General features: G+C 39.4%; 19 protein-coding genes. 4 read left to right on the forward strand and 15 right to left on the reverse strand.

Annotation, left to right across the window (positions count from 1 at the left end):
* Positions 1 to 813: 813 nt before the first annotated feature.
* Together D9X91_RS14455 and D9X91_RS14460 are read right to left on the reverse strand one after the other, a co-directional pair.
* On the reverse strand, positions 814 to 1,152 hold the full coding sequence (locus tag D9X91_RS14455; RefSeq protein WP_121681353.1) for a cell division protein FtsK: 339 nt from the start codon (positions 1,150 to 1,152) through the stop codon (positions 814 to 816).
* 536 nt (positions 1,153 to 1,688) lie between these two features.
* A complete protein-coding gene (locus D9X91_RS14460) occupies positions 1,689 to 2,177 on the reverse strand; it encodes a GyrI-like domain-containing protein (protein WP_233569803.1) in 489 nt (162 codons plus the stop codon).
* Between the two features lie 236 nt (positions 2,178 to 2,413).
* On the opposite strand from D9X91_RS14460, the gene D9X91_RS14465 reads away from it, so the two are divergent.
* Both D9X91_RS14465 and D9X91_RS14470 read left to right on the forward strand, forming a co-directional pair.
* Entirely contained in the window at positions 2,414 to 2,596 is a 183-nt protein-coding gene (locus D9X91_RS14465) for a YolD-like family protein (RefSeq protein WP_121681354.1), read from the forward strand.
* Positions 2,597 to 2,795: 199 nt separating this feature from the next.
* Complete coding sequence (locus D9X91_RS14470; RefSeq protein WP_121681459.1) at positions 2,796 to 3,872, forward strand: DUF3626 domain-containing protein; 1,077 nt, start codon at positions 2,796 to 2,798, stop codon at positions 3,870 to 3,872.
* Between the two features lie 18 nt (positions 3,873 to 3,890).
* Here D9X91_RS14470 and D9X91_RS14475 read toward each other — a convergent pair whose 3' ends face one another.
* Entirely contained in the window at positions 3,891 to 4,601 is a 711-nt protein-coding gene (locus D9X91_RS14475; RefSeq protein ID WP_121681355.1) for a class I SAM-dependent methyltransferase, read from the reverse strand.
* 150 nt (positions 4,602 to 4,751) lie between these two features.
* Here D9X91_RS14475 and D9X91_RS14480 point away from each other — a divergent pair, with 150 nt between their 5' ends.
* Entirely contained in the window at positions 4,752 to 5,633 is an 882-nt protein-coding gene (locus tag D9X91_RS14480; RefSeq protein WP_121681356.1) for an EAL domain-containing protein, read from the forward strand.
* A gap of 68 nt (positions 5,634 to 5,701) precedes the next feature.
* Here the strand turns inward: D9X91_RS14480 and D9X91_RS22550 are convergent, their stop codons facing one another.
* The 12 genes from D9X91_RS22550 to D9X91_RS14530 form a co-directional block, all read right to left on the reverse strand.
* Positions 5,702 to 5,839 (reverse strand): hypothetical protein, encoded by a 138-nt coding sequence (locus tag D9X91_RS22550; protein WP_158598332.1) that lies wholly within the window; start codon positions 5,837 to 5,839, stop codon positions 5,702 to 5,704.
* 113 nt (positions 5,840 to 5,952) lie between these two features.
* Positions 5,953 to 6,375 (reverse strand): FosM family fosfomycin resistance protein, encoded by a 423-nt coding sequence (gene fosM / locus D9X91_RS14485; protein ID WP_121681357.1) that lies wholly within the window; start codon positions 6,373 to 6,375, stop codon positions 5,953 to 5,955.
* Between the two features lie 48 nt (positions 6,376 to 6,423).
* A complete protein-coding gene (locus D9X91_RS14490; protein ID WP_121681358.1) occupies positions 6,424 to 7,386 on the reverse strand; it encodes an NAD(P)H-dependent glycerol-3-phosphate dehydrogenase in 963 nt (320 codons plus the stop codon).
* A gap of 182 nt (positions 7,387 to 7,568) precedes the next feature.
* Positions 7,569 to 8,024 carry a GNAT family N-acetyltransferase gene (locus D9X91_RS14495; RefSeq protein ID WP_121681359.1) on the reverse strand — a complete coding sequence of 152 codons (456 nt, stop codon included), beginning with the start codon at positions 8,022 to 8,024 and terminating at the stop codon, positions 7,569 to 7,571.
* Between the two features lie 284 nt (positions 8,025 to 8,308).
* Positions 8,309 to 8,443 carry an IS3 family transposase gene (locus D9X91_RS23140; RefSeq protein ID WP_158598333.1) on the reverse strand — a complete coding sequence of 45 codons (135 nt, stop codon included), beginning with the start codon at positions 8,441 to 8,443 and terminating at the stop codon, positions 8,309 to 8,311.
* 47 nt (positions 8,444 to 8,490) lie between these two features.
* Positions 8,491 to 9,153 (reverse strand): IS3 family transposase, encoded by a 663-nt coding sequence (locus tag D9X91_RS23145; RefSeq protein WP_121681361.1) that lies wholly within the window; start codon positions 9,151 to 9,153, stop codon positions 8,491 to 8,493.
* Entirely contained in the window at positions 9,150 to 9,482 is a 333-nt protein-coding gene (locus tag D9X91_RS23150; RefSeq protein ID WP_121681362.1) for a helix-turn-helix domain-containing protein, read from the reverse strand. The genes D9X91_RS23145 and D9X91_RS23150 overlap by 4 nt, the downstream gene beginning before the upstream one ends.
* Positions 9,483 to 9,600: 118 nt before the next feature.
* Complete coding sequence (locus D9X91_RS14515; protein WP_121681363.1) at positions 9,601 to 9,999, reverse strand: hypothetical protein; 399 nt, start codon at positions 9,997 to 9,999, stop codon at positions 9,601 to 9,603.
* Positions 10,000 to 10,174: 175 nt separating this feature from the next.
* Positions 10,175 to 10,906, reverse strand: coding sequence for a hypothetical protein (locus D9X91_RS14520; RefSeq protein WP_121681364.1), 732 nt, complete (start codon positions 10,904 to 10,906; stop codon positions 10,175 to 10,177).
* Positions 10,903 to 11,802, reverse strand: coding sequence for a PhzF family phenazine biosynthesis protein (locus D9X91_RS14525; RefSeq protein WP_121681365.1), 900 nt, complete (start codon positions 11,800 to 11,802; stop codon positions 10,903 to 10,905). The genes D9X91_RS14520 and D9X91_RS14525 overlap by 4 nt, the downstream gene beginning before the upstream one ends.
* Before the next feature lie 32 nt (positions 11,803 to 11,834).
* Positions 11,835 to 11,993, reverse strand: coding sequence for a hypothetical protein (locus tag D9X91_RS22555; protein ID WP_158598334.1), 159 nt, complete (start codon positions 11,991 to 11,993; stop codon positions 11,835 to 11,837).
* Positions 11,994 to 12,016: 23 nt separating this feature from the next.
* On the reverse strand, positions 12,017 to 12,442 hold the full coding sequence (locus tag D9X91_RS14530) for a GNAT family N-acetyltransferase (RefSeq protein ID WP_233569804.1): 426 nt from the start codon (positions 12,440 to 12,442) through the stop codon (positions 12,017 to 12,019).
* A gap of 167 nt (positions 12,443 to 12,609) precedes the next feature.
* Here D9X91_RS14530 and D9X91_RS14535 point away from each other — a divergent pair, with 167 nt between their 5' ends.
* The gene (locus D9X91_RS14535; RefSeq protein ID WP_121681366.1) at positions 12,610 to 13,011 is read left to right on the forward strand and encodes a GNAT family N-acetyltransferase; all 402 of its coding nucleotides are present in this window, start codon (positions 12,610 to 12,612) and stop codon (positions 13,009 to 13,011) included.
* Positions 13,012 to 13,023: the final 12 nt, after the last annotated feature.

The raw sequence follows: 13,023 nt of genomic DNA on the forward strand, positions 1-13,023 counted from the left end.
ATAGAAAAGCGTCGGGGCTTTGCCTAGGGGCGACAAGCATAAGAAGAATCTGTCGGAAAGGCGTCCTTTGCCTTTTTGGCAGATTCGGCTTATGACCTCGAGCCCCTAAGCCCCAGAGCTAGACAGGTGAGACCCCGCAGCGAAGCGAGGAGAGGTAAGGCGGATGTTCGATTAAGTTCGGCACGTCGTGTGCCAACATCGAACGGCCTCACTTCGTGTGAGGCCCCGCGGAAAGCGAAGTCATGCGCGGAAATCAACAGCAGTTTAATAGAAGCTAAAAATATATTGTTCGTCTTTAGAGCGGAGTGAATAAGTTATGTCCCAGCCTCTTTTAATTGCCAAAGTAAACAAAGGGAAAATATGTTATTGTTATTTGGAGAGGGATTCTATTGAAGTTAATTCTAAAGAACCTTATATACGGAATGATCGTTTTTGCAGTTGGTATGTTGGCTGTAAGTTATTTTTCCGATAATGGAAATGATCCTGAATTATCGATGCTTTCAGCTATATCTTACTCTCTAATTTATTTAAGCAGCGTAATTACCGTATGTACGAGTATCGTGATTAGTGAATTGGGCAAGCTTAAATAAAGGCTGTTTTCGCAAAGATTGTTGTTAAAATCTTAGTGCCGATTTTAACGTGAAAATAGATGTTTGGCGCGTTGAAATATAGAATCCCGGCTCTTTTCTCGCTCATTGAGCAATTTTTACAGTTAAAAAACTGTATGGACAATCCTATTTTAGTAGCTAAAGCAACAAAGTTTGAGAAAAGAGCCTAAATAAATGATGCAAAAACGCACGGAGTTTTCCTATGCTAGAGAGTAAAATGGTGCGTGAATCCCATTATGTACATATATAACCCTATAAACGAGAGGGCAGCCCCTAAATAAAATGTCCAAGGGTTGTCCTCTTTTTCTTTATCAAATGTAATAAGTGTCAATGAAAATAGGATGAGATTCACTATTGGAAGAAATCCGTAAGTTGGTCCAAACATAAAAGAAGCCCCACCCAAAACCAGTACAATGACTCCGTAAGGATTCTGTGATGGGATCTTCTCTATGGATTCTCTCTCCTCAAGTGAAAAATCCTCCATGTCTCCGCCTTGAAAATATTTTTTAGATTCGTTAAGGAATTGGTGCCATTTCCTTATCATTTTTCACATCCCTTTCTAATCCAACTTTTATCTTTATCAAGGAACCTCTCATGAAAAGTTTGGTAGAATCTACTGTCAAATAGAGAAAAATCGATAAACCTATCTCCTTAGCAACTCACCACTAAGTTAATGACGATACTTTCAATACTTGAACACAAAAAAATCCAGATAATCCTTTTGATCATCTAGATATTTCTATCTTCATGCAAGATTGTATAGATACGAAATAATAATCTTTCGTCCCCAAAACATCCCAAAAAAAACAATAGACAAACCCGAAATTTCCGAGTGCCTATTGTCTTTATTGTCAAACTCAAGAGTTCGTAATGAGCTTAATGGCTTTTTCATGAGCGTTGATCGTATGTTCAATATCTTCATCCGTATGGACGGAAACAGCTTGATTATAAGCTATTGGAAATGGGGATATATTCAAAACCCCTCAATCGCTATTCCATGTCGATATTTCCCTCCCCACCCAATCATAATTTCTCTATGACCTCGCTGACATGTGAATCTACTTGGTCAAAAGTTAAATATCACTTCTTCACAATCGGGATTCGAATATCAAAATGCGGATCATCTACATCCCGGTCATGCGGGTATCTTTCATGCTTGATCGGAAGAGAATCAAAATACTCGACTTCCGCTTCCCCGTACGGATGATAGTCGTTCTCGTCCATCCATTGATGAATCTTGCTGTATGTTCCCCCAATGCTTTCCCCTTTGGCGTGATGGGTTGTGAAGTAAGTCATCTCGGGGACATTTATTTCGATCATGCCTTCTGGAACCTGTTGCTTTTCATCCACCTCGTAAACAGAATAATGAACAAACCCATCTGGTCGGAGATGATAGGACAAACCTAGTTGAAGCTCTGGATGAAGAGCATGCTCAAGCTCACTCACTCTCCCTTGCATGGACGCTATCATTTTTTTCAATTCATCGACTTCCGAATATGCCCCTTCCCACTTCAATCCGATTCCCCGATAGGCTGGTATTGTTACAATTTGATATTGCAATGTTTTCACTTTCAATCTCCCTCCATCTCACTATTTTTGTCCTTATACACGATACATTCTCTTCACATCGCAATAAATCCTTCCATGACTTCCACATCTTTAAGGCTTCTTCTCATAATCGGCAGATGGACCAACCACAATTTTTAAATCGGTCTTTACAAAATATAAAACTACTTTAATATTTCTTTCATCTGAAATTAAAATTAATCTATTAAAATAAAGTGAAAATGAAAGGAGGAATCTATATGTATCTTAAAAAACTTACCGAAAAGAGATTGATCACCATCGACTATTATTCGAATGGGGCGCTGGCAACATTCAGGGGCAGGATATCGGGGCTTAACCTCATTGAACAGATTCTATCTTTGAGGGATGAGAAACAAAACTCACTCACCCTTCATTTATCAGAAATAATAAGTATCCATTGAACAATTGTATATTGTTATTTCTGCATCAAACCTTATACCGATTGGATTAAGGTTTTTTTTATGGCGTTTTTACTGATACTGTCATCGATGGTCGATCTTCAAAATTCACTTTTGTAAGGAAACAGCTATATACAGCCAGATTCACAATTTTGTAAAATAAAGGTGTGAACTACTTTCCGAAGGGAGGAAGGCATACTTGGTGGAATTATCTCGTTCTCAACAAATGGCAATCGACCATATAACAGAATATGCCAGAAGTCATAATCTTGAAGCTGAAGCTATCTTAAATCATGTTTTAAAAATGTCTAACACTCCGATAAATGTATTTGAAACTGCAGTAAATAATTTAAAATCCAATGCTCGTATCGCACTCCATTTCCATCCTGATCGACCTGATTCAGCCATGAAGGAAGTTGCCGAGGCACTATATGAACAAGGAATATATAAGAGCCAATTTGAAACACTCATATCCAATGGCAGTGTATCTGCCCTTCCAGGTGGTGAGCGTGATATTTGGGAGAATAAAATTTTCGGGGGAGCCTATCAATCGGAAGGGACAACGAACTCCCACCGACCAAAATATGGCGCATTGAATATCATGTTGCACGCAGATGGGCCTGCTCCTCGATTCGGTTCATGTTACTTCCTTTTATCTCCGAAGGTTTCATCACGCTCTACATTTACCTATTTAGATTCCCACCAAGACCCAAAGGAAAAAGGGACGTATGTTGAGTTTGACATGATATTGGCTGCACTCTTAGAGGATGCGTTTACGAGGGAGTGTGCACTTGGTGAAAGGGATCTGCCTCCAACAAAATTAATGAATCATTTACTGGTTAACCTCGATAAAAAGGCAGATTTCGAAAGGAAAGAACCACATCGGAATCTTAATCACTACATTGAAGCCCAAATCCATGGGAATATTTCACTCAAAGAAGACGTAGATGTCCTTGTAGCAGACCCTTCTTTTAAAGGGACCACTACTGGGGAAACTTTAGAGATGCTGGGTCTTAAGTATTCAATTGATCTATTTTGGCATAAGGGCTTTGAATTACAGATAAGTGAAGTTCCCTCAAATTTTAGAGGTCCCTCTATGCCATCACTTGCAAAACGGATTGCACAAAATGATACAATCAACGCGAGGTTAATCGGCTCTGCCATCATGGATCTTCACCGTAATCCTCAAAGTTGGAAAGATCGCGGGCCTGTTAAAGAGATTCTTCAGGAACTTAAGCTATTGTGGCATGTTTTAGTCAGATATGGAAAGCCATTATAGGAAGACCATATTTAACTGCTATTTTTTTGAAACTGCTTTGATTATCAAAAAATGAGGGTTTGACATGAGGTGCAGATAATCCGTCTCATTGATTTGTTTCATTTTTTCTTGCGGTCTTGGCTCAATCACCTTCTCAAGTTGAAAGTGTTCAACCGTTACATTGATCATTTCCTGCAAAGATCTTCTGTAGAAACTGATATCGATGGTGGTATCAAGCTTCTTCCATGTCTCTGTCAGCAGCGCTGTCTGAAAGTAATTTTCACTTGCGTGTTTTGAAAAATCCATGAAGGGATGGTGGACAGAAAACAAAATGGTCCCTCCCCTTTTAAGAGCACGCTCAAATTCCTTAAAAACAAATCCCCACTCTCTTATATAGTGAAGGGTAAGTGAACTGATGATGATATCAAATGAATCCTCTTGAAACGGAAGTGGATCATGGAGGTCATGACAGAATGCTGTTGTCCTTTCCTTCAATCGTTCGTGTGTACATTTAATCATTTCCGGGCTGATGTCTATACCTGTTGCAACGGCTCCTCGCTCAACCAGCCGCTCTAAGTACCAACCGGCCGCACAGCCTGCATCGAGCACGGATTTCCCTTTAAGGTCCAATGGCATCTCAGCCATCATGGCCGGCCTTTCGTAATAGGCATTGTAAGGATTATCTCGTTGATCATTTCTGAGATAAGTCTTTGCCAATCGATTATACGTTTCTTTGATTGAGTTGTTCAATTTATATCCCCCTATATAACCACCACAAGATTAATCATTTTTTTCACAGATGAAAAAATTTACAATGGATTCATTTTCCTTTTACAATGGCAATGTAAACTTATGAATAGGAAATTTGATTCATTTGAGAAAAAATATAGGAATGATGGAATGCTTAAAGATATGATTTCAAAAATAAACAACAGTACATTTTACTCAAGTTTGAAATATTTCAATGATATTCGCAAAAAGGGATTGGTCAACCACAAAAAATTCCTGGAACTGACAAACATCATTAACAATGAATCACTCTCTACTTTTTTTCAGCCGATTTTAGATTTGAACGGAGGCAATACGATAGGATTCGAAATCCTGAATCGACCGCCTTCTTCGAAAATGTTTCCAACGACAGAATCATTCTACGATTTTATCGGCCAAACAGATCAAGTATTTTCATTTGAATGTTTTTGTAGGAATTTATCAATCCAGCGCTATTTCAACAGTTTGTCAGCGGATACCCTATGCAGGGATAACCTAATCTTTTTAAATATTCATCCACAGGTTCTGTTGGATTCCAATTATAAAAGCGGAGAAACGGTGCAACTGCTCCAAGAATTTGGGATCTCTCCTGAACAAGTCGTATTCGAATTGACCGAAAAACAAGCTGTCACAGATTTTGTACAATTTGAAAAGGTTCTAAACAACTATCGATCCCAAGGCTTCAGGATTGCGATTGATGATGCTGGATCCGGATACAATAGTTTGAAAACGCTCGTTTATTTGAAGCCTGAGTTCATCAAGCTGGATAAATCACTCATCCGGCATATCGACCAAGATTCAGTCCAGCAGAAATTAGTATCGATGTTACTTGACTTTGCCAATCAATCGGATACCTTCGTCATTGCAGAAGGGATAGAAGAAGCAGAAGAACTTGTCTTTCTACAAAAGAACGGTGTCCATTTTGGACAAGGTTATGGTTTGGGTAAACCACACAAAACGCTAATTACAGGTAAACTGCCACAAGTTCCATCACTTCGGCTCATTAATGGGTAGTTTTGCGACTTCATCACAAAATGGAGCACTGATTGTTCCTTTATATCAGTGCTCCTTTCCCTTATCATTCAATATTCGATTTCATCATAGTCCTTCGGCTGCGGTACTGGCTGTCCATTCTCTTTTGAGGATATTTTCTTGATTGTTTCCATTTCGTTTTTTGAATTGGCTTCCACTTTTCCATGAAAGTCCTGATCTTTTTTCATTCTATATGGCTCCTTCCATTCATTTTCAAAATTAATATGCTCCAATATTGCAAGTATCAACCATTAAGAAAGACTATTTTAAATGGAATCAAAGAACAGCAAATGATAAATCTTCACTCAAAAAACTCCATATGCGGTTTATCCTTTTTGTAATATTCCAGCCTCTCTGCCAACGTACCCGTATGGAATTCGAATTTATGTCCATCGGGATCCGAAAAATAAATCGATTTTTTATCGCGTGCATCCCTTTCACGGCCAGGGAGAATATGCACATCCAACCTTTTCAATTTTTCATATATCGTGGCCATATCTGATTCATCAACTGTAAATGCAATATGTGTGTATGAATCGTGGATTTCGTTTCTTGGGATATTATCCTCCCGGTTCAATGCCAGCCACATTCCATTCAGATCAAAGTACGCCGTGCTCTTTCCCTTCACAAGGAGCTTAGCATTGAATACATTTTGATAAAATTCAACCGACCTTTCCAAATTGGAAACGGAGAACAAGAAGTGATTCAAGCCTCTGACCTTCATAACTATCCTCCTTAATCTCTTTTAGCTACTCCCATTCAAAACCTGACGTCAAAACTCAAATTTTAGGGGTCTTAGAAATAATTCCTCCAGTGTGTCTTTGGCATCATGATTGTCATATAAGATTTTATAAAGGGCATTTGATATCGGAAGCTCCACATCATATTGAATCGATAATTCCTTTAGTGCCTTGACGGTTGAGACTCCTTCAGCCAACTTTTCGAACCGCTCTCCTTCGACTAATGCCTGACCGAACTTTCGATTATGGCTATGAGGAGAAAATAAAGTTGCTTCATAATCCCCCAAATGACTCAACCCGTAAATCGTGATGTCATTCCCTCCCATTGCTCTTATAAGATGGGAGATTTCCCGTGTTCCACGAGCCATGAGCGAACCCTTTAGACTGCTGTATTTCAACCCATCGAGCATTCCTGCTGCCAGTCCCATCACATTTTTAGTCGCTGCACCAATTTCATTTCCAATCAGGTCCTGACCATAATAAAAGCGTATGAGGTCACTATTGAATGCTTGGGCAATCTGCTTGGTGACCTCAACGTCTTCAGAGCCTATTACCATACAATTCGGAATACCCGCGACAAAATCCTGAACATGTCCCGGTCCCACCCAGACTGCTACGTTTACGTTCTTCCCGATTTCCTCTCCAACCACTTGAGATAGTCTTTTCCCACTCTCAGCTTCCAAGCCTTTCATGCACAATATAATCGTCTTCCCTGCTATCACGTTTAGTGTGTTTAATGTTTTCAAAAAGGAACGGAGCTCTTGGGCACTGATGGAAATAATGATTATTTCTGCTATAGATACTGCTTGTTCCAGCGAACTGCCTAATTCAACATCCTCCGGAAGTGCTAGGTAATCATTATTTCGAGTCTCTTGTAATCTTTGAAAATTCCTGGAGTTATCTCGCCCCCACAACATGACTTGATGCCCGACTTTATTAACATACCAAGCTAAAAATGTGCCCCAGCGGCCACATCCTAATACAGAGATTTTCATTTTTTACACCATCCAATTATTTGTCGAAATCAGTAATATGCGGTCTATTCACACGGAAACGGCTGTATTCATCGCAATTGCTCTTTAAATATGAAATGAGCATCTTTATCCAATTCGATAGATTCACTAGGATTCCTTCATTTTTACAAACGAAAAGGCGCACTTCATAGTACGCCGCACAATTATAATTTTTTCTCCATTTTAATATTCGTCGTTTCATATCCAATTTTTTCGTAGAGACTCCGAGCAATTTTGTTGTGGCCAAACACATGAAGATGAATCTTATTCATACCAAGTTCCTTTGCTACACCTTCAATGGCATACATCGCAGCTTTCCCAAATCCCTTTCCTTGCTGATCTTCTGAAATGAGAATATCATAAATAAAACCAGAATCATCCTGCCTTCTCGCCAGCCAGATCATACCCACATTCGAATTGTCGTTCACGATCGTAAACAAATGATTATTTTCTGTTTTCTCTTCTTGAGGCAGAAGAGAATGGAAGTCTTCTTCTGATTTTTTCATGGCTTCTTCAGCTTTCCAGTTTCCCGCTGCCACTTTCTCCTCCGCATAGTCCTTTATCACTGCTTTTATGTATTTTTCAAATTCATAAGATGTCATCGGTTTTAGTTCAATCATCATTCCGCCTCCCGTACTCTTCCAATTTCTTTTGGAGTGCATTCATGTTAAAGCATTTACTGGGACGATGAATTAATCTCTCAGTGCCCCGTTTATATCCAGTCATGGACATTTTAGGTGGTGACCTATAAAAGCAACCCGTCTAATTTCATCAAAAAGCTTTACCGATGTCCCACTGGTTTATGTATCCATCAGTTCTTTTTTCGGGATGCTTGCCTCTCTTTCCTTCACAAAAAAGACTGGGGATTTGGTCTTGTCCCTCTCAAGTAGACAACATAAAAAAACTAAGCAACAAGCGCGTGTCGATATTCAATCGGCGCGCGTTTTTTAAGTTTCTTTTGTCTTCGTTTGTAGTTGTAGATGTACTCTTCAAGAACTTGTTCTAGTTCTTCTCTAGACGTACACTTTTTTACATACAATTTCTCTGTTTTGAGGTGGGAGAAAAACGATTCTACACAGGCATTATCTAACAGTTTCTCTTACGAGAATGGCTGCCCTTAATGCCAAACACAGCTAATCGGTTGTTATACAGCTTTGACGTATATTGGAAGCCTTGATCCGAATGTAAAACAGCTCCATCTACGTCTTTTTTCTTAGTCCATTTATCTACTGTGTTTAAGACAAGTTCCAAATCGTTTCTCTTGGATAACTCCCAACTTACTATCTCATTATTGAAAAGATCCTGGATAACAGACAAATAATAAAATTCTTCTCCGACAGATATATAAGTAATATCTGTAACCATCTTCTGTTGGGGACCAACAGCCTTAAAGTTCCTTTTCAGTCGGTTAGGGAAGATGACTGAAGGACTCTGTCCATGACGTTTTCTCTTTTTCCGAATGATTGAATGTATACCCATTTCGGTCATTAGCCTATAGACTTTTTTATGGTTGATCAAATACCCAATTTCATTTAATTCATCCGTCATACGCTCCCGACCAAATTCAGAATTGATAAAATGAATGCCCATAATGTGTTCGCAAATGTCTTGTTCCTTCTCAGCCCTTTCTACCCGTAGGGTAGTGGTATTCCTCCATTTGTAATAACTAGCTGGCAAGATGTAAGCAATCTCCAACAGCCAAGAGACCGGATAATGACACCTCATTTCTTCAATTAATTCATATTTCATTCTTCTGGGAATGTCATGTCCTCCTTTACCAGATTTGGATACTGCTTTTTTAAATATTCAACCTGTGCTTTTAAATAATCCCGTTCTTCTTCCACCGATTTAAATTTAGTTCTAGGTCTGCCTTTTAAAGGATTTGATACACCCTTTCTTTCATCAAAAGGAACTCCTTGTTTCCATTTTTTGACCCATACTTTAAGCTGACTACAATTACGAATTCCCAACTCTTCGGCCAAGACCGTATAGCTCTTTGAACCATTCACATATTTCATAACAGCCTTAAGTTTGAACTCATCTGAATAGTTATTAAAAGTTTGTCCTTTCTTCGCCATAGAAAAATCCCCTCCAAGTAGCACTCTTTCCTTCATGGTAACATGAAGGTTTTTTTGAATGTCTACTTAAAGGGGACAATATCAATTCCCAAGCTTTTTCGATTTCGAAAAACGCTCATTATGGTACCAAGAAAGTAATATTTTCTTTCTCTTCTTGAAGGACTTCGACTCCTCCGAAGACTTCTATCAGGGAACCCAATGCAGCTAATAGGTCGCCGGTAATGGCAGCCTCCTGCTCCTTGATGAGTTTCGATTTGTCCGTCTCACCAATTTGCTTTGAGACAGACAACGCTTCAGTTAAAATTCCAGTGAATTTCACCCAGTTTCCCGCCAAAATGGTTTTTTCTCCAGATGAATCCATATCCTCTTCCATCTGCAGCAAACCTGAAAGTCCGTTAATTTCAATGAGCTGCCCAAGGGATTGAATCCAAAGGCCAAGTGCTACCTGCCTCTCAAGGGCTAAGATTCTCTTTTCATGATTTGCTTCATCATCCATTTGGTTTTTGGAACTATACACCTCTTATCAAACCTCCGAACAACGGCATGCAGTATTATATGTAAATCGTGGAATTTTGAGACTTCAAAATTCCTAGATCTAATTTTCCGATGTCCGTTTTGCTCGGTGGCTTATAAATGGGGGTCATTCCGTCGTGTTTACTACCATATTTTCACGCCTTCACCGAAAACGCCCATTACCTGCCTGTTTTTATCGCAGATTCACTGATAATGAGGCTCAGCCTCAGCCGGTCCAACCATTTTTCCGAATCGGAAATAGGCCTGGATATGCCATTGATTTCCTCAAAGTATTCCAAGCCTTCCACAGCTATGTAACCGATTCTTAGATCGGCCATTCTATCCACAATCATTGGCCATTCTCCATCAGTCATTTTATCGTTTGAGTACTTATGTATATATTCAGCGCTTTCCCGTGAAAAACCGCACGAGCCTGCCGTAATGTCAACGTCCATGCTGAGTTCGATTGAACAGATTTTGTTGGTGATTCTTTCGGTTTCGATCCATTCGACCGGGTGTGTGTTCATGGCTCTCTCTGTACGGCCAATGATCATATAATCTTGATTTGTAAGCATCTTCTTCAGTTCTTTCAATTCAACAAGATGATTATTCGCCCAAGTCAGCAACCGATCGAAATCCACGTAATGATAAAATCCACATTCACCAGTCAATCCGAAGTTCAAGACTGCACGCCGGGCAAAAGCTGCCCCTTTCTTGGGTATGATCTTTATATTGAAATTGCTATTTTCTATTTCCCTGATAAGCTTGATAGAGGATTCCTCGCTGATTGCCATATAGAGTTCAGGATACAAATCTTCAATTACTTTTTTTAATCGTTTGAAAAGGTCTATATTTTTCCCTAAAGGGTCATGAGTAACAGTCAACAAGCCAATCTTGTGAATACTCATCATGCTTTTTTTCCATCCAAGCTGATGTGCTTTTCTCCCACATATACAGCACTTCCAGAAATCTCCACTTCATATTGCTCATCCTTATTTATGACTCTCACCATAACACGGCCATCTTTATTCATTTCGTCTCCTTGTTCAACCACTATTTCTAGCTGATCTTTCCTTTGAGGCTTAACAAACTGTGCATAATAGGCCCCCATCACACCTGAAGCTGTTCCAGTGACGGGATCTTCTACGACGCCTGAGTAGGCAGAAGAAAAATGCCTTCCATGCATGTCTGCACTTGCGTCATAAGCATCCAAACAAAATGGATGGACAGAGGCACGGGGCATTTCCTTTAAGATTGATGGGAAAAGTTGATTCTTTGGTTCCATTTTTTTAAAAGCTTCGAGCGATTTTATCGGAATCAGCAGCGTCCAAGTTCCTGTACTTCCATATAAAACAGGTAATTGATCATCGATATCTTCCTTTGTTAATCCAATGGATGCAGCCAACTCAGACAATGATCCATTGAATTCCCTGAAATCAGGCGTTGCTTGCTGCATCGTGATTTGAACATCGCCTCCCGGTAAAGCTTGTATGTAAATAGGCAGGATTCCCGCTTTTGTTTCAATTAATATACTCTTTTGCTCTGCAAATTCGTTTCTAGCGAATAACGCATAAATGGAAGCAACTGTCGCATGTCCGCACAAATCCATTTCAGTGCCGGGAGAAAAATATCGGATCCGGAGATCAGCATTTTCCGATTTCAGGAGAAATGCAGTTTCGTTGAATCCTGCTTTATTTGCTGTTTCCTGCATTTCCTTTTCTGATAATCCATCCGCCCTGAATACGACCCCTGCTGGATTTCCCTTATTAGGTGTATTGCTGAACGCATCATATTGATAAACTTGTATAGAGTTTCATCTTACGTACCTTCTTGTCAAATTTATTTTTGTTTAGAACCATATTGTTGATTGCCCGATAAACGTGTAATCCCTAAAATAAATAGTATCACTGCAAAAGGCATCGTAAATAAATCGTTGATCGGCGTCAATAATCCTAAACCCAAGATGATCAGTCCTGTTATGATGATCCCGATACCCAATTGAAACCCTCCTTAATATCCGATTACAAATCTTTTTTTAAATAATAATGTTGAAAATCCCTGCCTACTCCATCCAAGGTGCCATACACTTCATATCCATTCTTTTGATAGAAGTCCAGAGCCTGAAAGCTTAGGGTATCCACCTTGATGAAATTGCACTCCTTCTCTTTGGCCACTTGTTCGATCGCCACTAATAGCTTGGTGCCAAAACCATGCTTTCTCATTTCCTCTTCGAGTATGAGCGTATGGATTTCAAGCCAGTTCCAGCAAATCTCTCCAAGGATTCCACCCAGGACCGCTCCATCATCGCCTTTTAAAAATATATTGATTTCCTCATATCTTCCTCTTAAGTCTTCTGGAAAGTGTTTTAAATTGAATTGATAAAGCATGTCATGGATATGCCCCTTATCCTTTGCATTGACCTCTTTAACCATCTGTATATTCGACATTCTATTTTCCTCCATTACATTCACTCGAAAGACCCTAGTGAGAGTGTATCATAAACTCTTGGAAAATATTTAGAATTTTTTAAAGATTCCTTCCTTAAAAAAGGGAATCCCTCATTCTACAAGAAAAATTATATGTAGAATATTTTTTTATCAGGGGAGTGTTTCAAATGGAATATAAATCATCTCTAGATGGGATTACTGAAGAAATGTTGAACGGTTTTTTTGAAGGGTGGCCCAATCCCCCTTCACCCGCAGCTCATTGGAAGCTGCTCCAGAACAGCAGCCATATTGTTCTGGCTGTTGAGGAAAAGCAAGTAATCGGATTTATCACAGCGATCTCTGATCATGTGCTGTCTGCTTATATCCCTCTGTTGGAAGTACTGCCAGCTTACCAAGGGTTAGGCATCGGCAGTGAATTAATGAAAAGAATGATCATGGAGCTAGATGATATCTATATGGTCGACCTTTGCTGCGACGAGGACCTTAAACCATTCTATGAAAAATTCAAGATGGTGAAAACGAATGGCATGATTTTACGGAACTATCACCGTCAGAACGGACGATCATAAAGATTGAGAAAG

It is taken from the genome of Falsibacillus albus (assembly GCF_003668575.1).
GTDB classification, from domain to species: Bacteria; Bacillota; Bacilli; order Bacillales; family DSM-25281; genus Falsibacillus; species Falsibacillus albus.